Below are 25,375 nucleotides of genomic sequence, written 5' to 3' on the forward strand. Positions count from 1 at the left end.
TGGTGGGTTGTGATCGTTCCCACGCTTTGCGTGGGAACGATCACACATGGGGGCTTAGCGCCCGCCCATGATCGCGATGTAGTCCTGGGTCCAGCGGCTGTACGGCACGAACTTGCCGCCCTCGGCCTGTGGGGTTTTCCAGAAGGCGATTTTGTCAAACTGGTCGAAGCCATTGGTCTGGCAGCCCTCGGCGCCCAGCAGTTCGCTGCTCTTGCACGCCGCAGGCACCGCCGGCAAGGAGCCGAACCACGCCGCTACGTCACCCTGGACTTTCGGTTGCAGCGACCAGTCCATCCATTTGTATGCGCAGTTGGGGTGCTTGGCCTCGGCGTGGAGCATCGTGGTATCGGCCCACCCTGTGGCGCCTTCTTTTGGAATGGTCGAGGCGATCGGTTGTTTTTCGTTTATCAGGCCGTTGACCTGATACGGCCAGGCGCCGGACGCCACCACGCCTTCGTTCTTGAAATCGCTCATTTGCACAGTGGTGTCGTGCCAGTAACGATGGATCAGGGGTTGCTGGGCCCGCAGCAGCTCCAGCACAGCCTTGTACTGGGCTTCGTCGAGTTGGTACGGGTCCTTGATGCCCAGCTCAGGCTTGGCGGTCTTGAGGTACAGCGCCGCGTCGGCGATGTAGATCGGGCCATCGTAGGCTTGCACGCGGCCCTTGTTCGCCTTGCCGTCGGGCAAGTCCTGGGCGCTGAACAGCACGCTCCAACTGGTGGGCGCCTGCTTGAACACGTCGGTGTTGTACATCAGCACGTTCGGGCCCCACTGATACGGGGTGCCGTAAGTCTGCTGGTTGACCACGTACCACGGCGCATCCTTGAGGCGCGGGTCGAGGTTTTTCCAGTTGGGGATCAGTGCGGTGTTGATCGGCTGCACGCGCTTGCCGGCAATCAGCCGCAGCGAGGCATCGCCCGAGGCGGTGACCAGGTCGTAGCCGCCCTTGGTCATCAGGCTGACCATTTCGTCGGACGTAGCGGCGGTTTTCACGTTGACCTTGCAGCCGGTGTCCTTCTCGAAGCCGGTCACCCAATCGTAGGCCTTGTCGCTTTCGCCTCGTTCGATGTAACCCGGCCAGGCGACGATATCCAGTTGGCCTTCGCCGGCGCCAATGGCCTTGAGCGGTTCGGCGGCCTGGAGGCTGACGCTGGTCAGCAGCGCCGTGGTGATTGCACTGAGCAATACGGTCTTGTGCGCGTACATGGAAATCCCTCTTGCTTTAATTATGGTCGGGGCAGTGGTTGAACGAGGTAAAGCGCCGTCAGTGGCCTGTTATTAGAGTAGTGCTGCTATTTACAGATGCTGGCCGTGCCGAGCCATGATGTGGCGCACCACGCTGTAGTCCTGGAGCGAGTCACTGGACAGATCTTTCCCATAGCCCGAGCGTTTTAGCCCGCCGTGGGGCATTTCGCTGACCAGCATGAAGTGGCTGTTGATCCAGGTGCAGCCGTACTGCAGTCGCGCCGCCACCTGCATCGCCTTGTCCAGGTTCTGGGTCCACACTGAGGAGGCCAGGCCGTATTCGGAATCGTTGGCCCAGTCCACCGCCTGGCTGAGTTCGTCGAAGCGGGTCACGGTGACGACCGGGCCAAACACCTCGCGCTGGACAATTTCATCGCTTTGCTTGCAGCCGGCCAGCAGCGTGGGCTGGTAATAGAAGCCAGCACCGGAATGCACCGCCGCGCCGGTGATGCGCTCGATATGGGGCTGGCCGAGGGCGCGCTCGACGAAACTGGCGACGCGGTCGCGTTGGCGGGTGCTGATCAGCGGGCCGATTTCATTGTCGGCATCACGCTTGCCGGCAAAGCGCAGGCTGCTGACGGCCGCGCCGAGCTCGGCCACCAGGCGGTCGTGGATGTCGCCCTGGGCGTAGATCCGGCACGCGGCGGTGCAGTCCTGGCCGGCGTTGTAATAACCGTAGGTGCGCACGCCTTCGACCACGGCCTGAATATCGGCGTCGTTGCACACGATCACCGGCGCCTTGCCGCCCAGTTCCAGGTGGGTGCGCTTGAGGGTTTTCGCGGCGGCCTGGAGGATCTTCTGCCCGGTGACGATATCGCCGGTCAGCGAGACCATGCGCACTTTGGGATGGCTGACCAGATGGCTGCCGACACCTTCGCCGCCCCCGCAGATGACGTTGATGACACCCCGCGGCAGGATTTCGGCCAGTGTCGGTGCCAGGGCCAGGATGGACAGCGGCGTGTGCTCCGAGGGCTTGAACACCAGCGTATTGCCAGCAGCCAGGGCTGGAGCGATTTTCCAGGCGGCCATCATGATCGGGTAATTCCACGGTGCAATGGACGCCACTACGCCGATCGGGTCGCGGCGCACCATGCTGGTGTAGCCGGGCAAGTATTCGCCGCTGAGTTGGCCGGTCTGGCAGCGTACCGCGCCAGCAAAGAAACGGAACACGTCCACCGTGGCGCTCAGGTCATCCTGGCGCGCCAGGTGCAACGGTTTACCGCAGTTCAGGGATTCGAGGCGGGCGAGGTGGTCGGCGTTTTTTTCGATGGCGCTGGCGATGTCCAGCAGCAGGTTCGAGCGTTGTTGCGGCGTGGTGCGCGACCATCCGTCGAAGGCGCGGTGGGCGGCCAGGATGGCCGCTTCGACCTGCTCGGTGCTGGCCTCGGCGATGTGCACCAATACTTCGCCGGTGGCCGGGTTGAGGATCGGCTCGACAACGCCCTGGCCGGGAACCAGTTCCCCATCGATCAACAACGCGGTACACAACGGAGTTTGCGCGCCAGCCATGTTCGGGTTCTCTTTTGTCGGTGGCCCAGAGGTACGGCCAGCAGTTAAACCACATAACCTTGTGGGAACCAGCAAGAGACTAGTGCGCGGCCCCGAGGACAACAAATTCTAAATACTCAAGGCTGCATTCGATTAAATAGATGGCTTGCGTCCGCCGTGGGGTTGCTCTCGGGCAACGGTCAGAAATGGGTCTACCAGCGCCGGCCGCGCGGTGCCCCGACGCCAGGCCAGGCCGACGTCGAGGGTCTGGCTGAGGTCGGCAATCGGGCGCGCCTCAATGATGTCGCCTTCCAGTGACCATGGGCGGTAAGTCATGTCTGGCTGGATCGACACCCCCAGTCCCGCTGCCACCAGGCTTCGTACCGCTTCGGTCGAGGCGGTGCGCAGCGTGATCTTCGGTTGCAGGCCGGCACCGCGCCACAGGCGCTGAGCATTGCGGTCCATCTCATCGACGTTCAGTTGGATCAGCGGCTCGCGGGCCACGTCGGCCAGGTTGATGCTGTCGTGCTCCAGCAGCGGGTGCTGGGCCGGCAGCCACAAGCGGTGTGGCGAATGCGTCAGCACTTCGGTCTGCAGGGCATGGCGGTCTTCAAGGTTGGAGAGGATCAGTACGCCAATGTCGATTTCGCCGCTCACCAGCAGATGCTCGATATACGGACGTTCATCTTCCATCACGCGGATCGCCACATTGGGGTAGGCGCGCTGGAAGCGGGTCAATAGGTCTGCCAGGTAATAACCGGCGACCAGGCTGGTGACCCCGATGGTGACTTGGCCGGCCACCTGGTCGGTGCTTTGTTGCAGGCTGCGCTTGGCATTGTCGACGGTGGCCAGGATCAGGTGGGCCTGGCGCAGGAATTGATGCCCCTGATGGGTCAGGGTCATGCCTTTGGCGTGCCGGTGGAACAGGTTGACGCCGATTTCCTGCTCCAGTTGCTGGATGGCCAGAGTCAAGGTGGACTGGGAAATAAACGCCGTTTGCGCGGCGGCGGAAATCGAGCCGGTTTCGGCCACGGCGATGAAATGGCGGATCTGACGCAGGGTCATCATGGACGAATACCCGGTGGGCGGTTTTATCGAAGTTCTGGAGTGTATATCGTTTTTTTCGAGGTCGGCTGCAAGCGTCAGGCAACATTTCGAAGCAATCTCTCCGAGGGCCTTGGGGCACTTTCGATCTAGGCTGGTGGCCTTAAAGATCCGGTTAACCCGAATGTGTGGAGGTCGCAAATGAACACCCGTGGATTGCTCGATCAGCTACTCAAGTCCGGCCAGGAAATGTTGCAAAACAAGGCTGGCGGTTCCCAAGGCAAGTCGTCCGGCGGTTTGGGCGGGTTGCTTGGCGGCTCCGGCAACTTGGGCGGAATGCTTTCCGGCGCGGGTGGCGGGGCACTGGCAGCCGGGGCCATGGGCCTGTTGCTGGGCAATAAAAAGGCCCGCAATTTTGGTGGCAAGGCCTTGGCTTATGGTGGCCTGGCCGCATTGGGCGTGATTGCCTATAAGGCTTATGGCAACTGGCAGGCCCAGCAGGGCAGCGCACCGAAAACCGAACCGCAGACCCTGGACCGCGTCCCCCCGGCGCAGGTCGAGCAGCACAGCCAGGCGATCCTCAAGGCGTTGGTGGCGGCGGCCAAGGCCGATGGTCATGTGGACGAGCGTGAGCGGCAGTTGATCGAGGGCGAATTCACCAAACTCGACAGCGACCAGGAACTGCAACACTGGCTGCACGCCGAACTCAACAAACCCCTGGACCCCACCGACGTCGCCCGCGCAGCAAGCACGCCGGAAATGGCCGCAGAGATGTACATCGCCAGCGTGATGCTGGTGGACGAGGAGAATTTCATGGAGAAATCCTACCTCGATGAACTGGCACGCCAGCTCAAGTTGGAACCGGGGTTGAAGGTGGAGCTGGAGAAGCAGGTGCGCCAGGCGGCTCTCTAAACTTGGCCCAAGGGGCTTAACGAAGCCTCGGCGAACTCTCTCCTTGTGGGGGCGGGCTTGCTCCCACATTAGTTTTGGGTTTACTACCGGACCTGCTTCCAACGCATTCCTGTGGCCTCTGAAAATCAGTGAGCCCTTGCAAAACACCCCCTACACCGCCTTATAGAAGCACCGTCACCCTCGGCTATACTCCCCAGTATTTCAAAGTGCCTGAGGTTTTACTGTGAAGAACTGGACGTTGCGCCAACGCATTCTGGCGAGTTTTGCGATGATTATCGCCATCATGCTGCTGATGGTAGTTGTCTCGTATTCACGGTTGTTCAAGATCCAGGACAGTGAAGAAAGAGTGCGAGTCGATGCGGTGCCAGGGGTGTATTACAGCTCCATGATTCGCGGTGGCTGGGTCGACAGTTACGTCCTGACCCAACAGATCGTTGGCTTTTCGGGGAATGGGGAAATCACGTCCGAGGACAAGAGCCGCTTCCAGGGTTTTGAGAAGCATCTGCGCGAAGAAATCCAGAACTACCAAAAACTGATCCAGGACCCTGCCGACCAGGCCTCTTTCGATGAGTTCGAAACCAATCACCATGCGTTCAATCAGGCCGTGGCGAAGGTCTTGGATCTGTATCAGCGCAAGGATTACGAAGGCGCGCGGCTGGCCTTGGAGAAAGAGTTGACGCCGGTATGGATCGACGGCCGCGGGCATTTGAATCGCATCATCGAGCGCAATCGTGAGCTGGCGGAAAAAGCCACCGGGACCATTGGCGATGCGGTGACGGCGGCCAAGGTCGCCATGGGTCTGTCGTTTCTGGTCGCGTTGATCGTCGCCGTCCTCTGCGGCCTGTTGCTGATGCGCGCGATCATGGCGCCGATGAACCGCATCGTGGAGATCCTTGAGATCATGCGCAGCGGCGATCTGAGCGGGCGCCTGAATCTGGCGCGCAAGGACGAATTCGGTGCCGTGGAAACCGGTTTCAACGACATGATGGCCGAGCTGACATCGTTGGTGTCCCAGGCCCAGCGCTCTTCGGTCCAGGTCACTACCTCGGTGACTGAAATCGCCGCCACCTCTCGACAGCAACAGGCCACGGCCACCGAAACCGCCGCCACCACCACCGAGATCGGCGCTACTTCCAGAGAGATTGCCGCCACCTCCCGTGACCTTGTGCGCACCATGATCGAAGTCTCCACTGCCGCCGACCAGGCGTCGGTGGCCGCCGGCTCCGGCCAGCAAGGCCTGGCGCGCATGGAAGAAACCATGCATTCGGTGATGGGTGCAGCCGACCTGGTGAACGCCAAACTGGCGATCCTCAACGAGAAGGCCGGCAACATCAACCAAGTGGTGGTGACCATCGTCAAAGTGGCCGACCAGACCAACCTGCTGTCCCTCAACGCCGCCATCGAGGCCGAAAAGGCCGGCGAGTACGGTCGCGGTTTTGCCGTGGTTGCCACTGAGGTGCGGCGCCTGGCCGATCAGACGGCCGTGGCCACCTACGACATCGAACAAATGGTGCGCGAGATTCAGTCCGCCGTGTCGGCCGGTGTCATGGGCATGGACAAGTTCTCTGAAGAGGTGCGCCGCGGCATGGCCGAAGTGCAGCAGATCGGCGAGCAGCTGTCGCAGATCATCCATCAGGTCCAGGCGCTGGCACCGCGGGTGCTGATGGTTAACGAGGGCATGCAGGCCCAGGCCACCGGTGCCGAGCAGATCAACCACGCGTTGGTGCAATTGGGGGATGCCAGCAGCCAGACAGTGGAGTCCTTGCGCCAGGCCAGTGCGGCCATCGACGAGTTGAGCCAGGTGGCCGTGGGGCTGCGCGGCGGCGTCTCGCGTTTCAAAGTCTGATGAGTGAGTTCGACGCCAGACGTGGCGCCGCACCGGTGGCCCGTCAAACGCTGTTTCTGGTGTTTTGCATCGGTAACGAGCGCTACGCCTTGCAGGCCATCGATGTGGTGGAAGTGCTGCCGTGCCTGTCCCTCAAGCCGATTGCCCGGGCGCCGTCCTGGGTGGCTGGCGTATTTGCCTGGCGCGGGGCGGTGGTGCCGGTAATCGACCTGTGCACCCTGACCTTCGGCCAGAGCGCCGAGGCGCGTACCAGTACGCGGCTGGTGCTGGTGCACTACCGGCCTGACGCGCAGCAAGCGGGGCAGGTGCTGGGGCTGATTCTGGAACAGGCCACCGACACCTTGCGCTGCGACCCGGCGGATTTTCAGCCGTATGGCCTGGACAACCGGCAAGCGCCGTACTTGGGCCCCGTGCGTGAAGACGCCCAAGGGCTGCTGCAATGGGTGCGGGTCAATGACCTGCTCGATGAGTCGGTCCGCGCTGTGTTGTTCCCCACGCCGCCGCTGAACCTCGATGACCGCGAGGCCCGGCCATGAACCAGGACCAGCGTTTTTTCGATTTCCTCAAGGAACGTATCGGCCTGGATGTCACCTCCGTCGGCATTGCCATCATCGAGCGGGCCGTGCGCCAGCGCGTCATTGCTGTGCCTGGGCGAACCGCTGATGAGTATTGGCAATGCCTGCAGCAATCGGCCCAGGAACAGCAAGCGCTGATCGAAGCGGTGATCGTCCCGGAGACCTGGTTCTTGCGTTATCCCGAATCCTTCACGACCCTCGCCAAACTGGCCGTCAAGCGCCTGGCCGAGATCAAGCACCTGCGCGCGCTGCGCATTCTCAGCTTGCCGTGCTCCACCGGCGAAGAACCTTATTCCATTGCCATGGCCTTGCTCGACGCGGGGCTGGGGCCTCATCAGTTCAAGGTGGATGGGCTGGATGTGAGCCCGCTTTCGGTGGCGCGGGCCAAGGAAGCGCGTTACGGCAAAAACTCCTTCCGTGGCGCCGACCTGGCTTTTCGTGATCGGCATTTCAACGCTGAAGATGAAGGCTATCGCCTCAGTGAGCGGGTGCGCGAACAGGTGCGCCTGCAAATGGGCAACCTGCTGGATCCAGCCTTGCTGGCGAACGAAGCACCTTATGATTTTGTGTTCTGCCGCAACTTGCTGATCTATTTCGACCAGCCGACCCAACAGCAGGTGTTCGAGGTGCTCAAGCGCCTGACTCACCAGGACGGCGTGCTGTTTATCGGCCCCGCCGAGGGCAGCTTGTTGGGGCGGCTGGGCATGCGCTCAATCGGGATTGCCCAGTCGTTCGCTTTCAGCCGTCAGGGTGCTCCCGAGCCACAACCGTTGCCGGCCTTGATGCCGACCCCGCTGCCCATTCGTCAGCCGACCCGCGTCGTCCCCCCTGTGGTTCGGCCCCGACCGTTTGCAGGGGCGGCGCCCCTGATTGCCGAACCGAAAAGCAGCGACGCCGCCACGTTGCTGGCCCAAATCGCGGCGCTGGCCAACAGTGGCAAAAGCGCCGAGGCCCGTGCAGCCTGTGAGCAGTATTTGCGCAGCCACGCGCCAAAGGCCCAGGTGTTCTACTGGCTCGGACTGCTCAGCGACATGGCCGGCAACACGCTTGAAGCCCAGGGTTTTTATCGCAAGGCGCTTTATCTTGAACCACAACACGCCGAGGCCTTGGTGCATCTGGCGGCGCTGCTGGCTTCTCAGGGAGACGTGGCCGCAGCCCGTCGATTGCAGGATCGTGCCGCCCGCAGCGAGCGTACGGCTGACAGTGAGCGTAAACGATGAGTGGTTCGGCTTTTGACAACGTCACCCACGACGATGCCCAGGCAATCGACGACTGCTGGAACCGCATCGGGGTTCATGGCGACAAATCGTGTCCGCTGCTGGACGAGCATATCCATTGCCGCAACTGCTCGGTGTACTCGGCCGCCGCCACGCGGTTGCTCGACCGCTATACCCTGCAGCACGACGGCCTGGTCCGGGCGCCGGCGCCAACCGATATCGTCACTCGCTCGCTGCTGATGTTTCGCCTGGGCGAAGAGTGGCTGGGCCTGACCACCCGCAGCCTGGTGGAAGTGGCGCCGGTGCAGCCGATCCATTCGTTGCCCCATCAGCGTTCGCGGGCCTTGCTGGGCGTGGCAAATGTGCGTGGCGCACTGGTGGCCTGTCTGTCGCTGGTGGAGCTGTTGGACCTGGAGCCCGCCGCGGCGGTGATTTCCTCTGGGCGAGTCATGCCGCGCATGTTGATCGTTGCGGCCCGGGGCGGGCCGGTGGTCATGCCGGTGGATGAGGTGGACGGTATTCACGCCATCGACGAACGTATCCTGGCGGGCGCTTCGCAATCGGCGGGCAAATACACCCGCGGCGTGTTGCATTACGGCGGCCGCAGCCTGCGCTGGCTGGATGAAGAACAGCTGCTGTGCGCAGTGACCCGGAGCCTGTCATGACCCCTGATCAGATGCGCGACGCCTCATTGCTGGAGCTGTTCAGCCTGGAAGCCGAAGCCCAGACCCACGTGCTGAGCGCTGGCCTTCTGGCCCTGGAGCGCGACCCGACCCAGGCCGATCATCTTGAGTCGTGCATGCGCGCGGCCCATTCCCTCAAGGGCGCGGCGCGGATCGTCGGGGTAGACGCCGGGGTCAGCGTGGCCCACGTGATGGAAGATTGTCTGGTCAGTGCCCAGGAGCAGCGCCTGATCCTGGGCGCCGAACACATCGACGCCTTGCTGCAAGGCACCGACCTGCTGACGCGTATCGCTACGCCGGGCAACAGTGTCGGCGCCCCGGACGTCGATGCGTATGTGGCACTGATGGGGCGGTTGCTCGACCCCTCCAGTGCGCTGACTCCCGCAGCAGCGCCGCCAAACATCGAGAGGCCTGCCGAGCCCGTCCGTGTAGAGTTACCCGAACCGGAGCCGGTCGCGGCAACAGAACCAGCGCCCAAGACCAAGCGGGTCACCGAAGGTGGCGAGCGGGTCTTGCGGGTCACGGCCGAACGCCTCAACAGCTTGCTGGACCTATCGAGCAAGTCCCTGGTGGAAACCCAGCGCCTCAAGCCTTGGCTGGCGACGATGCAACGACTCAAGCGCCAGCAAAGCAACGGCTTGCGTGCCCTGGAAGAGCTGAACGTGCACCTCAAGGACCACGCCCTGAGCCTGCAAGCCCAGGAAGCTCTTGGCGATGCTCGACGTCTACTGGCCGAAACCCAACAACTGCTGGCGCAGAAAATCGCCGAGCTGGACGAATTCGCCTGGCAGGCTAGTCAACGGGCGCAGGTGCTGTACGACACGGCGCTGGCCTGTCGCATGCGGCCGTTTGCCGATGTGCTTTCGGGTCAGGCGCGGATGGTGAGAGACCTGGGACGCAGCCTGGGCAAACAGGTGCGCCTGGAAATCGAGGGCGAGAAAACCCAGGTCGATCGCGACGTATTGGAAAAACTCGAAGCGCCTCTGACCCATCTGCTGCGCAACGCCGTGGACCATGGCATCGAAACCCCGGAGCAACGCATGCTGGCCGGCAAGCCTGCCGAAGGCCTGATCCGTCTGCGGGTCTCCCACCAGGCCGGTCTGCTGGTGTTGGAGTTGGTGGACGACGGCGCCGGTGTAGACCTGCAGCGGGTGCGCCGTAGCATCGTCGAACGCGGCCTTTCCCTTGAGCAAACCGCCGCCAGCTTGAGCGAAGAGGAGCTGCTGACTTTTCTGTTCCTGCCCGGCTTCAGTCTGCGGGACAAAGTCACCGAAGTGTCCGGGCGCGGCGTCGGCCTGGACGCTGTCCAGCACATGGTCCGGCAATTGCGCGGCGCAGTGGTATTGGAGCAGACGGCGGGCGAGGGCAGTCGTTTCCACCTCGAGGTGCCGCTGACGCTTTCGGTGGTGCGCAGCCTGGTGGTGGAAGTTGGCGATGAAGCGTACGCCTTTCCCCTGGCTCACATCGAACGCATGTGCGACCTGGCCCCAGAAGATATCGTGCAGGTCGAAGGCCGCCAGCATTTCTGGCACGAAGGCCGGCATGTCGGGCTGGTCGCCGCCAGTCAGTTGCTTAATCGTCCGGCGACACAGAGCAGTGGCCAGACCCTAAAAGTCGTGGTGATCCGCGAACGTGAGGCGATCTACGGCGTGGCGGTGGAGCGATTCATCGGCGAACGGACCCTGGTGGTCCTGCCCCTGGACGAACGCCTGGGCAAGGTCCAGGACATTTCCGCCGGAGCCTTGCTGGACGACGGCTCGGTGGTGTTGATCGTCGATGTCGAAGACCTGCTGCGCTCGGTGGACAAGTTGCTCGATACCGGCCGCCTGGAGCGCATCGCCCGTCAAAACCAGACCCAGGCCCCGCGCAAGCGTATCCTGGTGGTGGACGATTCCCTGACCGTGCGCGAGCTGCAACGCAAGCTGTTGCTCAATCGCGGTTACGATGTGGCGGTGGCCGTGGACGGTATGGATGGCTGGAACGCATTGCGCTCGGAGGATTTCGACCTGTTGATCACCGACATCGACATGCCTCGCATGGACGGCATCGAACTGGTGACGCTGTTGCGGCGCGACAACCGGTTGCAATCGCTGCCGGTGATGGTGGTGTCCTACAAGGACCGCGAAGAAGATCGCCGCCGTGGCCTGGACGCCGGAGCCGACTATTATTTAGCCAAGGCGAGTTTCCATGACGACGCATTACTCGACGCCGTGGTCGAATTAATCGGAGGAGCAGGCGCTTGAAGATCGCCATCGTCAATGACATGCCTTTGGCGGTCGAGGCCCTGCGCCGTGCCCTGGTGCTCGAACCGGCGCATCAAGTGGTCTGGGTAGCCGCCAACGGGGCCGAAGCGGTGCAGCGTTGCGCCGAATACACCCCGGACCTGATCCTGATGGACCTGTTCATGCCGATCATGGACGGCGTGGAGGCCACCCGGAGGATCATGGCCGAAACCCCCTGCGCCATTGTGATCGTCACCGGCGACAGCCGGCAGAACGTCCACCGGGTGTTCGAGGCCATGGGCCATGGCGCGTTGGATGTGGTCGATACACCAGCCCTGGGTGTTGGTAGACCCGAGGAGGCGGCGGCACCGTTGCTGCGCAAGATCACCAACATCGGTTGGCTGATCGGCGAGCGCGGCAACCGTGAGCGCGCCGCGCCGGCTGCCCAGCGCGCTTCGGTGTCGCGCAACAGCCTGGTGGCCATCGGCTCGTCGGCGGGCGGGCCGGCGGCGCTGGAGGTCCTGCTCAAGGGACTACCACGCCACTTTGCCCCGGCCATTGTGCTGGTGCAGCATGTGGACGAGGTCTTCGCCGCGGGCATGGCCGAGTGGCTGAGCAGTGTGTCGGGCCACAAGGTCCGCCTGGCGCTGCACGGCGAACCGCCGCAAAGCGGCACGGTGTTGCTGGCCGGGACCAACCACCATCTACGGTTGTTGAAGGACGGTACCCTGGCTTACACCGCAGAGCCGGTCAACGAGATCTATCGGCCCTCCATCGACGTGTTTTTCGAGAGCGTCGCCAATTTCTGGAGCGGTGATGCGGTGGGCGTATTGCTCACTGGCATGGGCCGCGACGGTGCACAAGGGCTTAAACTCATGCGTCAGCAGGGCTGTGTGACCATCGCCCAGGACCAGCAGAGTAGCGCGGTGTATGGCATGCCCAGAGCGGCGGCGGCTATCGACGCGGCCGCACAGATTCTTGCGCTGAACAAAATAGCGCCACGGTTGTTAGAGATTTTTACCCAATGAAGAAAACCAGCAGGCCAAGCCGTATTCAGGTGAGCCCCCATGATTGATTTACAGCTCGATGACTTCAAGAGCGATGAGAACGCCGCCATGGTCTTGCTCGTCGACGACCAGGCGATGATCGGCGAGGCGGTGCGGCGCGGGCTGTCGAATGAAGACAACATCGACGTCCACTTCTGCGCCGATCCTCACCAAGCCATCGCCCATGCCGTTCGCATCAAGCCGACGGTGATTCTCCAGGACCTGGTGATGCCCGGCCTCGACGGCCTGAGCCTGGTGCGCGAATACCGTAACCATCCGGCCACCCGCGATATTCCGATCATTGTCCTGTCCACCAAGGAAGACCCGCTGATCAAGAGCGCCGCGTTTGCCGCTGGCGCCAACGATTACCTGGTCAAGTTGCCGGACAACATCGAGCTGGTGGCGCGCATCCGTTATCACTCGCGCTCCTACATGACTCTGTTGCAGCGCGATGCGGCCTACCGCGCCCTGCGGATCAGCCAGCAGCAACTGCTCGACACCAACCTGGTGCTGCAACGATTGATGAATTCCGACGGCCTGACCGGGCTGTCTAACCGCCGGCACTTCGATGAGTATCTGGAACTGGAGTGGAGGAGGGCGCTAAGGGATCAGAGCCAATTGTCGTTGTTGATGATCGACGTGGATTACTTCAAGTCCTACAACGATAACTTCGGCCACCTGGAAGGCGACGAAGCTCTGCGCAAGGTCGCCACGGCGATCCGTGAGGCGTGCAGCCGACCGTCCGACCTGCCGGCCCGCTACGGCGGTGAAGAGTTCGCCCTGGTACTGCCCGGCACCTCGCCTGGCGGCGCCCGGCTGATGGCCGAAAAACTGCGCCAGAGTGTCCTTGCTCTGAAAATCCTCCACACCCCGCCTGAGGGCGGCGAAAACCTGACCGTCAGCGTCGGTGTCTCGACCTTCATTCCGCAGCCGGGTAGCGATTGCCGACAGTTGATTTCGGCGGCGGACAAGGGGTTGTACATCGCCAAGCACAATGGGCGTAATCGGGTGGGTGTTGAATAGTTCGTTCGGCTGGCAGGAATGCTTTTGTGGCGAGGGGATTTATCCCCGCTGGACCGCGCAGCGGTCCTGAAACCAGGCAGCTCGGTGTGTCAGATTAATTGAGTTGTCTGTTTTGGGGCTGCTACGCAACCCAGCGGGGATAAATCCCCTCGCCACAGGGGCATGTGCTCGACTAGGGATCGGTTTGAATCTCATTGCCCCTAAAGCCGCCAGGCGGGCTGCCGCTGGCGCTTGATTACGTTATACTCGCCGGCTTTCAAAAGTTCGCCAACGAGTGCTGCCCGCCATGGAAATCAACCCGATCCTTAACACCATCAAGGACCTGTCCGAGCGCTCCGAAACTATTCGGGGGTATCTTTGACTACGATCAAAAGCATGAGCGTCTGACCGAAGTCAATCGCGAGCTTGAAGATCCGAATGTCTGGAACAAGCCTGAATACGCCCAGGAACTGGGCCGCGAGCGTTCTGCGCTGGCGCAGATCGTCGAGACCCTGGACGAGTTGTCCAGCGGCCTGGGCGATTGCCGCGACCTGCTGGAAATGGCCGTCGAAGAAGAAGATGAAGGTGCGGTCGGCGATGTGGTCGCCGAGCTGACACGCCTCGACGAGGCCTTGGCCAAACTGGAATTTCGTCGCATGTTCAGCGGCGAAATGGACATGAACAACGCCTACCTGGACATCCAGGCCGGTTCCGGCGGCACCGAAGCCCAGGATTGGGCCAACATCCTGCTGCGCATGTACCTGCGCTGGGCCGACAAACGCGGCTTCGATGCGACGATCATGGAACTGTCGGCCGGTGAAGTCGCCGGCATCAAAGGCGCCACCGTGCACATCAAGGGCGAATATGCCTTTGGCTGGCTGCGTACCGAGATCGGCGTGCACCGCCTTGTGCGCAAGAGCCCGTTCGACTCCGGCAACCGCCGCCACACCTCGTTCTCGGCGGTGTTCGTTTCCCCGGAAATCGATGACAACATCCAGATCGAGATCAACCCGGCGGACCTGCGCATCGACACCTACCGTTCTTCGGGCGCTGGTGGTCAGCACGTTAACACCACCGACTCGGCTGTACGGATTACCCACGTACCGACCAACACCGTGGTCAGTTGCCAGAACGAGCGCTCCCAGCACGCGAACAAAGACACCGCGATGAAAATGCTGCGGGCCCGCTTGTACGAGCAGGAAGTGCAGAAGCGCAACGCGGCGTCCCAGGCCCTGGAAGACACCAAGTCGGACATCGGCTGGGGTCACCAGATCCGTTCGTACGTGCTCGACGCGTCGCGAATCAAGGACCTGCGCACCAACATCGAACGCAGCGACTGCGACAAGGTGCTTGACGGCGACATCGACGAATACCTGGTTGCGAGCCTCAAACAAGGGCTGTAACGCGACACCCATGTGGCCGGAGGGCACGCTTTAAAGCGCGGCTCGCCGGCAAACTTCGGCCCTGGGGCCGGGGGCAACGAACCTGTGATGGAATCCTTAAAGACATGAGCGACCTAGAACTCGACCCGCAAGCCCTGCAACAGGAAGAAAACTCCCTGATCGCCCTGCGCAAGGACAAGCTTGCTGCCGAGCGTGCCAAGGGCCAGGCCTTCCCCAACGACTTCCGCCGCGACGCCTACTGCGACGCCCTGCAGAAGAAGTATGCGGACAAGACCAAGGAAGAGCTGGCCGAGGCGGCGATTCCAGTCAAGGTTGCCGGTCGTATCATGCTCAACCGTGGTTCGTTCATGGTGATCCAGGACATGACCGGTCGCATCCAGGTCTACGTCAACCGCAAGACGCTGTCGGAAGAGACCCTGGCCGCCGTCAAGACCTGGGACTTGGGCGACATCATCGCCACCGAAGGTACCCTGGCCCGTTCCGGCAAGGGCGACCTGTACGTCGAAATGACCAGCGTGCGCCTGCTGACCAAATCCCTGCGCCCGCTGCCGGACAAGCACCACGGCCTGACCGACACCGAGCAGCGTTATCGCCAGCGCTACGTCGACCTGATCGTCAACGAAGACGTGCGCCAGACGTTCCGCGTGCGCTCGCAAGTCATTGCCCACATCCGCAGCTTCCTGATGAAGCGTGACTTCCTGGAAGTCGAAACGCCGATGCTGCAGACCATCCCCGGTGGTGCGGCGGCCAAGCCGTTCGAAACCCATCACAATGCCCTGGACATGGAAATGTTCTTGCGCATTGCGCCGGAGCTGTACCTCAAGCGGCTTGTTGTTGGTGGGTTTGAAAAGGTGTTCGAGATCAACCGAAACTTCCGTAACGAAGGCGTTTCGACCCGGCACAACCCCGAGTTCACCATGCTCGAGTTCTACCAGGCCTACGCCGACTACGAAGACAACATGGACCTGACCGAGGAACTGTTCCGCGAGCTGGCGCAGCTGGTGTTGGGCAGTACCGACGTGCCGTACGGCGACAAAGTGTTCCATTTCGGCGAGCCGTTCGTGCGTCTGTCGGTGTTCGACTCGATCCTCAAGTACAACCCGGACCTCACCGCGGCCGACCTGCAGGACATCGACAAGGCCCGCGCCATCGCCAAGAAGGCCGGCGCCAAGGTGCTCGGCTTCGAAGGCCTGGGCAAGCTGCAAGTGATGATTTTCGAAGAGCTGGTCGAGCACAAGCTGGAGCAGCCGCACTTCATCACTCAGTACCCGTTCGAAGTGTCGCCGCTGGCCCGTCGCAACGACGAGAACCCCAGTGTCACCGACCGCTTCGAGCTGTTCATCGGTGGTCGCGAAATCGCCAACGCCTACTCCGAGCTCAATGATGCCGAAGATCAGGCCGAGCGTTTCATGGCCCAAGTGGCCGACAAGGACGCGGGTGACGACGAAGCCATGCACTACGATGCCGACTTCGTTCGTGCACTTGAGTACGGCATGCCACCGACTGCGGGCGAAGGCATCGGTATCGATCGCCTGGTGATGTTGTTGACCAACTCACCGTCGATCCGGGATGTGATCCTCTTCCCGCACATGCGGCCCCAAGCGTAAGTGTTTCAAATAAAAAGCCGCCTGGAAGGGCGGCTTTTTATTGCCCGTCTGGTACAAACGTATCAATTGGTTACTTTGAAATAGCGAGGAAGGACCTGCCGTGAATCGTGCAATGGCTTCAGAAGGTGCAGCGGGTATCGCCACTGCTGTTGCTGAGAGTGTTCAGTACCAGGGCCGCAAGGCCAGCCGACAGGGAAGTGAGCAGCGTCGTCAGGATATTCTCGACGCGGCCATGCGCATTGTGGTGCGCGATGGCGTACGGGCCGTGCGGCACCGCGCCGTGGCTGCCGAGGCGAGCGTGCCACTGTCAGCCACCACTTATTATTTCAAGGACATCGATGACCTGCTCACCGATACCTTCGCCCAGTACGTGGAACGCAGCGCGGCATTCATGGCCAAACTGTGGACCAACAATGAAGGGCTGCTGCGCGAAATGGTCGCCTACGTGGACGGCAGCACCGAGTCCCGTTCACAACTGGCGGACGATATTGCCCGACTGACCGCCGACTACGTGCTGCGTCAATTGCACAGCCGTCGCGAGTACCTGATGGCCGAACAGGCATTTCGCCAGGAAGCGTTGCTCAACCCGCGCCTGGCGGAACTGGTACGCTCCCACCAGCAAATCTTGTTGCAAGGCACCTGTCAGTTTTTCCAGGTATTAGGCTCGCGCGAGCCTCAACAGGATGCCAAAGTGTTGACGGCGATTATCGGACGGATGGAATATCAGGGCTTGCTCAATGGCGCCGAGCCGGTAGCTGCAGAAGAAATGCTCGGCATCCTGACCCGCTACATGCATCTGGTACTGGCGTCGGTGTGATCCCTTTGGGGGCCACCACAGTCCTTGTGGCGAGGGAGCTTGCTCCCGCTTGAGTGCGCAGCACTCACAAAAAAGGGCCGCTACGCAGCCCAGCGGGAGCAAGCTCCCTCGCCACAAAAGACCAGGCGCTGTGTGCCATAGGGAGTTCCAATGAAAGCCTGGCGTGCCGTTGTAATGGCCGTGTCGTTGCTGCTGCTCAGTGGTTGTCTGGTGTCCTTCAAGGCACCGTTGCCTGACAGCGAAGTCGCGCCCAAGGGCCTGCTCGGCCACTGGACCAGCACCAATGCCTGGGGCGAGCCACTGAACCTGGAGCTGACCAAGATTGGCAAGCACCGCTATCAGGCCATCAGCTACTTCAAGGCCAGGCCTCAGGAGCGCGAAGCCATCCCTCTTACCGTTTCCCGCCACGGCAGCCGCTGGTACCTGTCGGCCAAGGTGCCGGCCCGGTATGGCGGACATTTCGTGATCGCCGGTTTCGAACTGACCGACAAGCAGGAATTGGTGGTCTACAACCTGGATCTGGAGCAGATCAACCAGGCCATCGGCCAGAAGATCCTCAGCGGCCAGCCGAGCCAGAGCGAGGAAGGTGACGGTGTGCTGGTGGACAGCGACATGAGCAAGGTTTTCAGTTACCTCGACGACCCGGCCAACTCCGATGTGTTCTCGGAGGCCGTGCGGTACCAGCGGCTGGACAAATCCCAATAACCGCCGCAGGCGGATGTTTTTCACAGGAGTTCCGGGTGGACGATTACCAGCAGACGATACGCACCTTGTCCGATCGCATTGTGCTGGCGCAGACGCCGATCCGCATTCTCGACGCGGTGAAGTGGGATGAGAGCATCCGCAAGGAGTTTCTCAAGGCCAAGGGCAAGGAAATGCCCGCCGTGGACCGCGACTATTACCTCAATCGGCCGTTGTCCTTCGATTCCAGCAAGGTGAAGCTGGAGTTCCAGAACATCGAGCGCGACATCACCCGCCAGCTCGGCCAGTTCAACCCGGTCGGGCAGATCATGCGTCGCATGTGCAAGGAATACCGCATGGTGGTGCGCATGCTCGAAGCGCGCGGCACCGAGGATTTCGGGCTGATCTCCCAGGAACTGTATGGCGCCGCTTCCGACGCTTTCCATGCCGGTGACCCGACCCTGGCGGACCTGGGCCTGATGTTGTCCGATTACCTGAACAACATCGATGGCCGTGGAGACCTGAAGGACGAGCCGAAGATTCTGACCGCCAAGGACGCCGTCAGCTTGCTGCAACATCGTCTCAACCGGGTCTTCGGTGAGGCCGAGGAAACCATCCGGGTGTTCGAGTCCGACGGGATCGTGGCTGACGCAGCGGCAGGTGCCGATTACATCAAGATCCGTACCGATGCGATGTTTAACGACCGTGACGTGCGGGCCCTGGAAGTCCATGAAGGGCTGGTGCACGTTGGCACCACCCTCAACGGGTTGAACCAGCCGATCTGCACCTTTCTGTCCAAGGGGCCACCATCGTCCACCGTAACCCAGGAAGGCCTGGCGATCCTGATGGAGATCATCACCTTCGCCTCCTACCCGAGTCGCCTGCGCAAACTCACCAACCGCACCCGCGCCATTCATATGGTGGAGGAGGGGGCCGATTTCCTGCAGGTATTCGAGTTCTTCCGCGAGCAAGGCTTTGAGATGGGCGAAAGCTACGGCAACGCCAGTCGTGTTTTCCGTGGCTCGGTGCCGACCGGGCTGCCATTCACCAAAGACTTGTCCTACCTCAAGGGCTTCATCATGGTTTACAACTACATTCAGCTGGCCGTGCGCAAAGGCAAGCTGGAGCAAGTGCCGCTGCTGTTCTGCGGCAAGACCACCCTTGAGGATATGCGTACCCTGCGGCAACTGGTGGACGAAGGCCTGGTCGTGCCGCCCAAGTACCTGCCCGAGCAGTTTCGCGACATGAACGCGCTGTCGGCCTGGATGTGTTTCTCCAACTTCCTGAACCATCTGAGCCTGGACCGGATCGAAGCGGATTACTCCAATATCCTTTAAGAACAACACGGTCAAAAAAATGTGGGAGCGAGCCGTGTTCCAACTCTGATTTTTGCGAGGCTTCACCGGATGCGAACCCTCGGCATTTTTTGCCTGCTGCTGGCCCTGAGCGGCTGCAGTTCCCTGCTGTTCTACCCCGAACGCGGCCAGCCCTTCACCCCGGAACGGGCCAAGATCGACTACCGCGACGTTACCCTGACCACGTCCGACGGGCTCAGACTACACGGCTGGTGGTTGCCCGTTAAACCAGGTGTCGAGGTCAAGGGCACGGTGCTGCACTTGCACGGCAACGGCGGCAACCTGGCCTGGCATCTGGGCGCAAGCTGGTGGTTGCCGGAGCAGGGGTATCAGGTGTTGATGGTCGACTACCGCGGTTATGGCTTGTCCGAAGGTGAGCCAAGCCTGCCGGCGATCTACCGGGACATCGACGCGGCGTTCAAATGGCTCGACGAGGCGCCCGAGGTTCAGGGCAAACCCCTGGTGTTGCTCGGCCAGAGTTTGGGTGGCGCGCTGGCGGTGCATTACCTGATGGAACATCCGCAGCGCCAGCAGCAGCTCAAGGCCCTGGTGCTCGATGGCGTGCCCGCCAGTTATCGCGACGTCGGGCGTTTCGCCCTGAGTACTTCCTGGCTGACCTGGCCGCTGCAAGTCCCGCTGTCGTGGCTGGTGCCCGACGGTGACAGCGCAATCGCCTCCGTGGCGCAATTGACCGGCGTGCCGAAATTGATCTACCACAGCCTGGACGACCCCATCGTGCCCCTTTCCAATGGCATCCGTCTGTATCAAGCTGCGCCGCCGCCGCGGGTCCTGCAATTGACTCGCGGCGGGCACGTGCAGACATTCGCCGACCCGGTCTGGCGAACCGTGATGCTGCGCTACCTCGACGACCCGCAGCACTTTGACGGCCTGCGGCGCCTGGGCGAGGTCCCGAATTATCCAAAACCTGTTGAATCTTCAGAGAGCCTGCAATGAGCGAAGAACGTAACGCCATCCCCCTGATCATCACCGGTATCTGCAGCATCCTCGGCACCGTCGCGGCGCTGTGGTACTACGGCTACCTGCACTTCGCCAAGCCTGAGGACGCGTTGCTGCTCAGCGAATTCACCATGCTCAAGACCGTGCCGGGCGAAGACTACAAAGTCGCCCTGGAGCCGGCCCCTCAAGTGGCCCAGTGCATCGACGGCGTGCTGGTGCTGTTCGACACCGAACAGAAAGGCCTGACCGGCGTGCTGATCAACGAGAAGAAGCGCGCAGTGCGGTGCATGGCGCAGGAGACGCCGCAGAAGCTTCAGCCGTAACTCAACCTAATGTGTTCAGCATGAAAAAGCCCCGCCTGACGAAATCAGGCGGGGCTTTTGCGTTGCAGTCAGCCGATCAGTTGGCGCTCATGCTCGAACGCGGGGCCACTGGCTGGTTGTCGTTGGAAATGGTCACTTCCACCCGACGGTTCATGGCGCGGCCCGAGACGCTGGTGTTGTCAGCCACCGGGAATTCCTTGCCGTAACCCTGGGTTACGATACGGGCTGGGTCGACGCCCATTTTCACCAGCGCGAGTTGCACGGAACCGGCGCGGCGCTCGGACAGCGATTGGTTGTAGGAATCCGAACCGGTGCTGTCGGTGTAGCCTTCGATGATCACCTTACGGTCGGGGTTTTCCTGAAGGAACTGGGCCAGTTTGTTGACGTTGACCAAGCCGCCGGAGCGCAGGTCGGACTTGTTGGTGGCAAACAGCACGTCGCCGAAGGTCACCAGCGTACCGCGTTCAGTCTGCTTGGCGTTCAGGCTGTCCTGCAGTTGCTTGATCTGCGCATTGCGGGCATCGAGCAGGGCACGCGCACGTTCGTCGCCGGCGTTTTTCAGTTCGGCTTCGGCATTGCGCAGGGCGATGGTTTGCTTGGCCACTTCAACGCGCTGGTTGGTCAGATAGGCCAGTTGGTCGACTTTGGCTTCGTCTTCCTTATCTTGGTAGGCCTTGTCGGCCTTGGCCAGGAAGTCAGCAGCGTCCTTGGTCTCCAGGGCGGCGACTTTGCTGGCGGCTGGGTCAGCCTGCAGACCGTTGTAGTTGGTGCGAGCCTGTTCCAGGTTGGCGTTCGGGTCGGTGGAGCAAGCGGCCAGCGCTACGCAGGCGGCAAGCAGGGCGGGCATCATCAAGTGTTTGTGCATCATAGTCTGTCGTCCTTTTATCAATGAGAAGTACGTCGTGGCGTGAACGGTTTACTGGACCTTGTTCATGCCTTCCTGACGCAGTTCCTGAACCCCTTTCTGAGAATCCTTGAGTGCTTGTTCGACCTTGGCGGCCTGGGCCTTACGCTCGGCGACGCGGGCATCCCACTCGGCCTGTTCAGCCAGACGCTTGGCTTCGTCGTACTTCTTGTCGTGCATGGCGATCTCGGCCTGCTTGAGCTTGTCCTGGGCCGATTTCATTTCCACCGCGGCGAATTCGGTACCGCCGGCGCTGACGGCGCTGTTGACCGCCGATTGCGTCACCGCGTATTGCTCGGAAGGTGGATTGCCGGCGCAGCCGGCCAGAATGAAGCTGCTACCGATAGCCAGGGCAGCCAACTTCAGGCCTCGCAGGCCACTGGATGAGGGTTTGGCAGTGCAGGTATTCATAGGCTTCAACTCCATTGGAAAACTCCTGAAAAAAACTACAAATCCATGCTGGGACCGAAGCCGTGACGTCTGTTTTGGCGCTGGCGCCAGGGCGCGTTTATTTAAACGACTGTTCCAGTATGGTTACTCGGTGTGACCCAAGGCGTTTTTCAAAAGTTCAGCGAGGATGGCCAATCGCCAAAAGAATTACTGACTGATCGGTCAGCGGAAAAAAGATGAACTTTCGAGGCGTGCGGCGGTATGCCAGACGTAGGGGCGTGCTTTTTTTTGGCGCGTGTAGGCGCTGCCGAAGGCTGCGATCTTTTGATCTTTCGCTTGGGACTCAAGTGTCAGGGGAAAGATCGCAGCCTCGCTTCGCTCGGCAGCTCCTACAGGGAATCAGTGCTTGGACTTGTCGCTCTGGGAGGAGAGTTGCTGCAAATGGCGACGGGACAAAGCGAGAAAGCGCGGGGTCGGCCCGACGTCTTCGTACAGCGGGTCACCTTCTTCATCGGTGGCGACCACTTGCGCACCCTTGACATACGGGAAGCTTGCTTCCAGCTCTTCCAACGCCGCCCCAATCAGTTCACCCAGCAGTTCTTCGGGGTGGCGCTTGGGGTACATGTCGCAGATCGCCGCCAGCCGCGCGGCCGCCTCCACGTCCAAATGAATCGTGTAGCCAGTCTGGGTCAGGCGACCCTTGGCGTTTTCTTCCCAATGCTGGACAAGCTCACGGATTTTCATGATGGCCTCGATAAGACTGCTCGTGGCAGGCGTGGTGAGTGACAAGCCGTTGTGTGGCTTACTGTTGAGACTAGCTTTGTCCTACAAGGTTTAAAGTCCCTTCGTCGCTTGTCATAAGCGACTTGCAGCGGCACTCTCTATCTCACGCGTCTTATTCCCCAAGAGCTGCCAAGCGCTGTCCGGACCTTTTTGCTGGAGAACTTCTGATGACCGATATCGATGCACGCTTGCGCGAGGATGTTCACCTGCTCGGCGAGCTGCTGGGCAATACCATCCGCGAACAGTACGGGGATGCGTTTCTCGACAAGATCGAGCAGATCCGCAAGGGCGCCAAGGCCGACCGTCGTGGGTCCGTGGACGCTGAGCTCAGCGCCAGCCTCAACCAGTTGAGCGAGGACGAACTGCTGCCCGTGGCGCGGGCGTTCAACCAGTTCCTCAACCTGGCCAACATCGCCGAGCAGTACCAACTTATCCACCGCCGCGAGGAAGCGCAGCCGGCCCCCTTCGAGGCGCGCGTGTTGCCCGAGTTGCTCGCCCGGTTGCGGGCCGAGGGCCATGGCGCCGAGTCTCTGGCGCGGCAGTTGGGACGGCTGGAGATTGAGCTGGTTCTCACGGCCCACCCCACGGAAGTGGCCCGCCGCACGCTGATCCAGAAATACGACGCCATCGCCGCGCAACTGGCCGCCCAGGATCACCGCGACCTGACCAGTGCCGAGCGCGCGCAGATCCAGGAGCGCCTGCAACGATTGATCGCCGAGGCCTGGCACACCGAAGAAATCCGCCGCACCCGGCCGACGCCGGTGGACGAGGCCAAGTGGGGCTTTGCGGTGATCGAGCATTCACTGTGGCAAGCCATTCCCAATTACCTGCGCAAGGCCGACCAGGCCCTGCATGCTGCCACCGGGCTGCACCTGCCCTTGGAAGCGGCGCCGATCCGCTTTGCTTCGTGGATGGGCGGTGACCGTGACGGCAACCCCAATGTCACCGCCGCAGTGACCCGCGAAGTGCTGTTGCTGGCACGCTGGATGGCGGCGGATCTGTACCTGCGCGACGTCGATCACCTGGCCGCCGAGTTGTCCATGCAGCAGGCCAGCGCTGCGTTGCGCGCCCAGGCCGACGACAGCGCTGAGCCCTATCGCGCGGTGCTCAAGCAACTGCGTGAACGCCTGCGCGCCACCCGCAACTGGGCCCAGGCATCCTTGAAGACCACCACGCCGGCTCCGGCCGATGTGTTGCAGAGTAACCGCGAACTGCTGGACCCCCTGGAGCTGTGCTATCAGTCCCTGCACGAGTGTGGCATGGGGGTGATCGCTGATGGGCCGCTGCTCGATTGCCTGCGCCGAGCCGTGACCTTCGGGTTGTTCCTGGTGCGACTCGATGTGCGCCAGGACTCGACGCGCCATACCGCCGCCATGACCGAAATCACCGATTACCTGGGCCTGGGTCGCTACGAGGACTGGAGCGAAGAGCAGCGCATCAGCTTTTTGCTGGGCGAATTGAATAACCGTCGTCCGCTGCTGCCAGCCCACTTCAAACCGTCGGCCGACACGGCGGAAGTCCTGGCCACTTGCCGGGAAGTTGCTGCCGCGCCGGCGGCGTCCCTGGGCTCGTACGTGATCTCCATGGCTGGCGCGGCTTCCGATGTGCTGGCCGTGCAGCTGCTGTTGAAAGAAGCCGGCGTGTTGCGACCGATGCGGGTGGTGCCGCTGTTCGAAACCCTGGCCGACCTGGACAACGCCGGCCCGGTGATCGAGCAGCTGTTGCTGTTGCCGGGCTATCGCTCCCGTCTGCAAGGGCCCCAGGAAGTGATGATCGGCTATTCCGATTCGGCCAAGGATGCCGGGACCACGGCGGCGGCCTGGGCGCAGTATCGGGCCCAGGAACGGCTGGTGGACATCTGCCGCGAACAGCAAGTCGAACTGCTGCTGTTCCATGGCCGCGGTGGCACCGTGGGCCGTGGCGGTGGCCCGGCTCACGCGGCGATCCTGTCTCAACCGCCGGGCTCGGTGGCCGGGCGTTTCCGCACCACTGAACAGGGTGAAATGATTCGTTTCAAATTCGGCCTGCCGGACATCGCCGAACAAAACCTCAATCTGTACCTCGCGGCGGTGCTCGAAGCGACCTTATTGCCACCGCCGCCGCCCACGCCTCAATGGCGGCACTTGATGGACGAACTGGCCGCCGACGGCGTCAGCGCCTACCGCGCCGTGGTGCGGGAAAACCCGCAGTTCGTCGAGTATTTCCGTCAGTCCACACCGGAGCAGGAACTGGGGCGTCTGCCCTTGGGCAGCCGGCCAGCCAAGCGCCGGGCTGGCGGTATCGAAAGCTTGCGGGCGATCCCGTGGATCTTCGGCTGGACCCAGACCCGCTTAATGCTGCCGGCCTGGCTCGGCTGGGAAACCGCCCTGGTCAAGGCCCTGGAACGGGGTGAAGGCGAACTGCTGGCACAGATGCGCGAGCAGTGGCCGTTCTTCCGTACCCGCATCGACATGCTGGAAATGGTGCTGGCCAAGGCAGATAGCGACATCGCGCGCTCCTACGATGAGCGTTTGGTGGAGCCCGGGCTGCTACCTTTGGGCGAGCATTTACGCGACCTATTGTCGCAGGCCTGTTCCGTGGTCCTGGGGTTGACCGGTCAGTCGCAGCTACTGGCACATAGCCCTGCCACGCTGGAATTCATCCGGCTGCGCAACACTTACCTTGACCCGTTGCATTTGTTGCAAGCCGAACTGCTGGCACGCTCGCGGCAGCAGGATGTCGCCCAGGGTAGCCCCGTGGAACAAGCGTTGCTGGTGTCTGTAGCGGGAATTGCCGCCGGTTTGCGCAACACCGGCTAAGGTTAACCAGCGCCTCGAAACGGCTCGCCCGGTGTCCCCGGGCGGGCGCTTGGAGGCAAGGGAGGAGGTCGGCCAGG

22 protein-coding genes are annotated in these 25,375 nt (G+C 61.9%); 16 read left to right on the forward strand and 6 right to left on the reverse strand.

Annotation, left to right across the window (positions count from 1 at the left end):
• Positions 1-54: 54 nt before the first annotated feature.
• The 3 genes from ydcS to ACA047_RS06125 all read right to left on the reverse strand — a co-directional run bounded on the left by ydcS (position 55) and on the right by ACA047_RS06125 (position 3,801).
• Complete coding sequence (gene ydcS / locus ACA047_RS06115; RefSeq protein ID WP_497357599.1) at positions 55-1,206, reverse strand: putative ABC transporter substrate-binding protein YdcS; 1,152 nt, start codon at positions 1,204-1,206, stop codon at positions 55-57.
• A gap of 90 nt (positions 1,207-1,296) precedes the next feature.
• Positions 1,297-2,754 (reverse strand): gamma-aminobutyraldehyde dehydrogenase, encoded by a 1,458-nt coding sequence (locus tag ACA047_RS06120; RefSeq protein ID WP_497357601.1) that lies wholly within the window; start codon positions 2,752-2,754, stop codon positions 1,297-1,299.
• 132 nt (positions 2,755-2,886) lie between these two features.
• A complete protein-coding gene (locus ACA047_RS06125) occupies positions 2,887-3,801 on the reverse strand; it encodes a LysR family transcriptional regulator (RefSeq protein ID WP_497357603.1) in 915 nt (304 codons plus the stop codon).
• Between the two features lie 177 nt (positions 3,802-3,978).
• Between ACA047_RS06125 and ACA047_RS06130 the strand changes: the two genes are divergently transcribed.
• From ACA047_RS06130 to ACA047_RS06200, 15 genes are all read left to right on the forward strand, one after another.
• Positions 3,979-4,689 (forward strand): tellurite resistance TerB family protein, encoded by a 711-nt coding sequence (locus ACA047_RS06130; protein WP_497357605.1) that lies wholly within the window; start codon positions 3,979-3,981, stop codon positions 4,687-4,689.
• Positions 4,690-4,912: 223 nt separating this feature from the next.
• On the forward strand, positions 4,913-6,535 hold the full coding sequence (locus ACA047_RS06135; protein WP_497357606.1) for a methyl-accepting chemotaxis protein: 1,623 nt from the start codon (positions 4,913-4,915) through the stop codon (positions 6,533-6,535).
• Complete coding sequence (locus tag ACA047_RS06140) at positions 6,535-7,071, forward strand: chemotaxis protein CheW (RefSeq protein WP_497357608.1); 537 nt, start codon at positions 6,535-6,537, stop codon at positions 7,069-7,071. The genes ACA047_RS06135 and ACA047_RS06140 overlap by 1 nt, the downstream gene beginning before the upstream one ends.
• Positions 7,068-8,330, forward strand: a complete 1,263-nt coding sequence (locus ACA047_RS06145) for a CheR family methyltransferase (protein ID WP_497357610.1) — start codon at positions 7,068-7,070, stop codon at positions 8,328-8,330. The genes ACA047_RS06140 and ACA047_RS06145 overlap by 4 nt, the downstream gene beginning before the upstream one ends.
• Positions 8,327-8,992, forward strand: coding sequence for a chemotaxis protein CheW (locus ACA047_RS06150; RefSeq protein ID WP_497357612.1), 666 nt, complete (start codon positions 8,327-8,329; stop codon positions 8,990-8,992). The genes ACA047_RS06145 and ACA047_RS06150 overlap by 4 nt, the downstream gene beginning before the upstream one ends.
• Positions 8,989-11,253 carry a hybrid sensor histidine kinase/response regulator gene (locus ACA047_RS06155; protein WP_497357614.1) on the forward strand — a complete coding sequence of 755 codons (2,265 nt, stop codon included), beginning with the start codon at positions 8,989-8,991 and terminating at the stop codon, positions 11,251-11,253. The genes ACA047_RS06150 and ACA047_RS06155 overlap by 4 nt, the downstream gene beginning before the upstream one ends.
• Positions 11,250-12,260, forward strand: a complete 1,011-nt coding sequence (locus ACA047_RS06160; protein ID WP_497357616.1) for a chemotaxis response regulator protein-glutamate methylesterase — start codon at positions 11,250-11,252, stop codon at positions 12,258-12,260. The genes ACA047_RS06155 and ACA047_RS06160 overlap by 4 nt, the downstream gene beginning before the upstream one ends.
• A 39-nt stretch (positions 12,261-12,299) precedes the next feature.
• Positions 12,300-13,301: a diguanylate cyclase gene (locus ACA047_RS06165; protein ID WP_497357618.1), complete on the forward strand. Its 1,002-nt coding sequence runs from the start codon at positions 12,300-12,302 to the stop codon at positions 13,299-13,301.
• 286 nt (positions 13,302-13,587) lie between these two features.
• Positions 13,588-14,683, forward strand: a protein-coding gene (prfB, locus tag ACA047_RS06170) for a peptide chain release factor 2 (RefSeq protein WP_497357620.1) whose coding sequence is annotated in 2 segments (ribosomal slippage) — positions 13,588-13,659 and positions 13,661-14,683 — 1,095 coding nt in all. Because the reading frame shifts where the segments join, the coding sequence is not laid out codon by codon here.
• A 104-nt stretch (positions 14,684-14,787) separates the two neighbouring features.
• A complete protein-coding gene (gene lysS, locus ACA047_RS06175) occupies positions 14,788-16,290 on the forward strand; it encodes a lysine--tRNA ligase (protein ID WP_497357622.1) in 1,503 nt (500 codons plus the stop codon).
• A gap of 100 nt (positions 16,291-16,390) precedes the next feature.
• Positions 16,391-17,107 carry a TetR/AcrR family transcriptional regulator gene (locus ACA047_RS06180; protein WP_497357624.1) on the forward strand — a complete coding sequence of 239 codons (717 nt, stop codon included), beginning with the start codon at positions 16,391-16,393 and terminating at the stop codon, positions 17,105-17,107.
• Between the two features lie 150 nt (positions 17,108-17,257).
• Positions 17,258-17,812 (forward strand): hypothetical protein, encoded by a 555-nt coding sequence (locus ACA047_RS06185; protein WP_497357626.1) that lies wholly within the window; start codon positions 17,258-17,260, stop codon positions 17,810-17,812.
• Positions 17,813-17,847: 35 nt separating this feature from the next.
• Positions 17,848-19,125: a flavohemoglobin expression-modulating QEGLA motif protein gene (locus tag ACA047_RS06190; RefSeq protein ID WP_497357628.1), complete on the forward strand. Its 1,278-nt coding sequence runs from the start codon at positions 17,848-17,850 to the stop codon at positions 19,123-19,125.
• 69 nt (positions 19,126-19,194) lie between these two features.
• A complete protein-coding gene (locus ACA047_RS06195; RefSeq protein WP_497357630.1) occupies positions 19,195-20,097 on the forward strand; it encodes an alpha/beta hydrolase in 903 nt (300 codons plus the stop codon).
• Positions 20,094-20,423: a PA3694 family proteiin gene (locus ACA047_RS06200; protein WP_497357632.1), complete on the forward strand. Its 330-nt coding sequence runs from the start codon at positions 20,094-20,096 to the stop codon at positions 20,421-20,423. The genes ACA047_RS06195 and ACA047_RS06200 overlap by 4 nt, the downstream gene beginning before the upstream one ends.
• Before the next feature lie 76 nt (positions 20,424-20,499).
• On the opposite strand, the gene lptF is transcribed toward ACA047_RS06200, so the two are convergent.
• From lptF to ACA047_RS06215, 3 genes are all read right to left on the reverse strand, one after another.
• The gene (gene lptF / locus ACA047_RS06205; RefSeq protein WP_497360240.1) at positions 20,500-21,288 is read right to left on the reverse strand and encodes a lipotoxin F family OmpA-related lipoprotein LptF; all 789 of its coding nucleotides are present in this window, start codon (positions 21,286-21,288) and stop codon (positions 20,500-20,502) included.
• A gap of 51 nt (positions 21,289-21,339) precedes the next feature.
• On the reverse strand, positions 21,340-21,753 hold the full coding sequence (locus ACA047_RS06210) for a DUF4398 domain-containing protein (RefSeq protein ID WP_497357634.1): 414 nt from the start codon (positions 21,751-21,753) through the stop codon (positions 21,340-21,342).
• A 363-nt stretch (positions 21,754-22,116) separates the two neighbouring features.
• Positions 22,117-22,461: a pilin assembly protein gene (locus tag ACA047_RS06215; RefSeq protein WP_497357636.1), complete on the reverse strand. Its 345-nt coding sequence runs from the start codon at positions 22,459-22,461 to the stop codon at positions 22,117-22,119.
• A 206-nt stretch (positions 22,462-22,667) separates the two neighbouring features.
• Here ACA047_RS06215 and ppc point away from each other — a divergent pair, with 206 nt between their 5' ends.
• Positions 22,668-25,298: a phosphoenolpyruvate carboxylase gene (gene ppc, locus ACA047_RS06220; RefSeq protein ID WP_497357638.1), complete on the forward strand. Its 2,631-nt coding sequence runs from the start codon at positions 22,668-22,670 to the stop codon at positions 25,296-25,298.
• The last annotated feature ends 77 nt before the right edge of the window (positions 25,299-25,375 follow it).

It is taken from the genome of Pseudomonas sp. LBUM1664 (assembly GCF_059695895.1).

What these genes read in the sequence shown, in the direction of transcription:
- ydcS (WP_497357599.1), bottom strand. Translation starts at nt 1,206, where the DNA reads ATGTACGCGCACAAGACCGTATTGCTCAGTGCAATCACCACGGCGCTG.
- ACA047_RS06120 (WP_497357601.1), bottom strand. Translation starts at nt 2,754, where the DNA reads ATGGCTGGCGCGCAAACTCCGTTGTGTACCGCGTTGTTGATCGATGGG.
- ACA047_RS06125 (WP_497357603.1), bottom strand. Translation starts at nt 3,801, where the DNA reads ATGATGACCCTGCGTCAGATCCGCCATTTCATCGCCGTGGCCGAAACC.
- ACA047_RS06130 (WP_497357605.1), top strand. Translation starts at nt 3,979, where the DNA reads ATGAACACCCGTGGATTGCTCGATCAGCTACTCAAGTCCGGCCAGGAA.
- ACA047_RS06140 (WP_497357608.1), top strand. Translation starts at nt 6,535, where the DNA reads ATGAGTGAGTTCGACGCCAGACGTGGCGCCGCACCGGTGGCCCGTCAA.
- ACA047_RS06145 (WP_497357610.1), top strand. Translation starts at nt 7,068, where the DNA reads ATGAACCAGGACCAGCGTTTTTTCGATTTCCTCAAGGAACGTATCGGC.
- ACA047_RS06150 (WP_497357612.1), top strand. Translation starts at nt 8,327, where the DNA reads ATGAGTGGTTCGGCTTTTGACAACGTCACCCACGACGATGCCCAGGCA.
- ACA047_RS06155 (WP_497357614.1), top strand. Translation starts at nt 8,989, where the DNA reads ATGACCCCTGATCAGATGCGCGACGCCTCATTGCTGGAGCTGTTCAGC.
- ACA047_RS06165 (WP_497357618.1), top strand. Translation starts at nt 12,300, where the DNA reads ATGATTGATTTACAGCTCGATGACTTCAAGAGCGATGAGAACGCCGCC.
- lysS (WP_497357622.1), top strand. Translation starts at nt 14,788, where the DNA reads ATGAGCGACCTAGAACTCGACCCGCAAGCCCTGCAACAGGAAGAAAAC.
- ACA047_RS06185 (WP_497357626.1), top strand. Translation starts at nt 17,258, where the DNA reads ATGAAAGCCTGGCGTGCCGTTGTAATGGCCGTGTCGTTGCTGCTGCTC.
- ACA047_RS06195 (WP_497357630.1), top strand. Translation starts at nt 19,195, where the DNA reads ATGCGAACCCTCGGCATTTTTTGCCTGCTGCTGGCCCTGAGCGGCTGC.
- ACA047_RS06200 (WP_497357632.1), top strand. Translation starts at nt 20,094, where the DNA reads ATGAGCGAAGAACGTAACGCCATCCCCCTGATCATCACCGGTATCTGC.
- lptF (WP_497360240.1), bottom strand. Translation starts at nt 21,288, where the DNA reads ATGCACAAACACTTGATGATGCCCGCCCTGCTTGCCGCCTGCGTAGCG.
- ACA047_RS06210 (WP_497357634.1), bottom strand. Translation starts at nt 21,753, where the DNA reads ATGGAGTTGAAGCCTATGAATACCTGCACTGCCAAACCCTCATCCAGT.
- ACA047_RS06215 (WP_497357636.1), bottom strand. Translation starts at nt 22,461, where the DNA reads ATGAAAATCCGTGAGCTTGTCCAGCATTGGGAAGAAAACGCCAAGGGT.
- ppc (WP_497357638.1), top strand. Translation starts at nt 22,668, where the DNA reads ATGACCGATATCGATGCACGCTTGCGCGAGGATGTTCACCTGCTCGGC.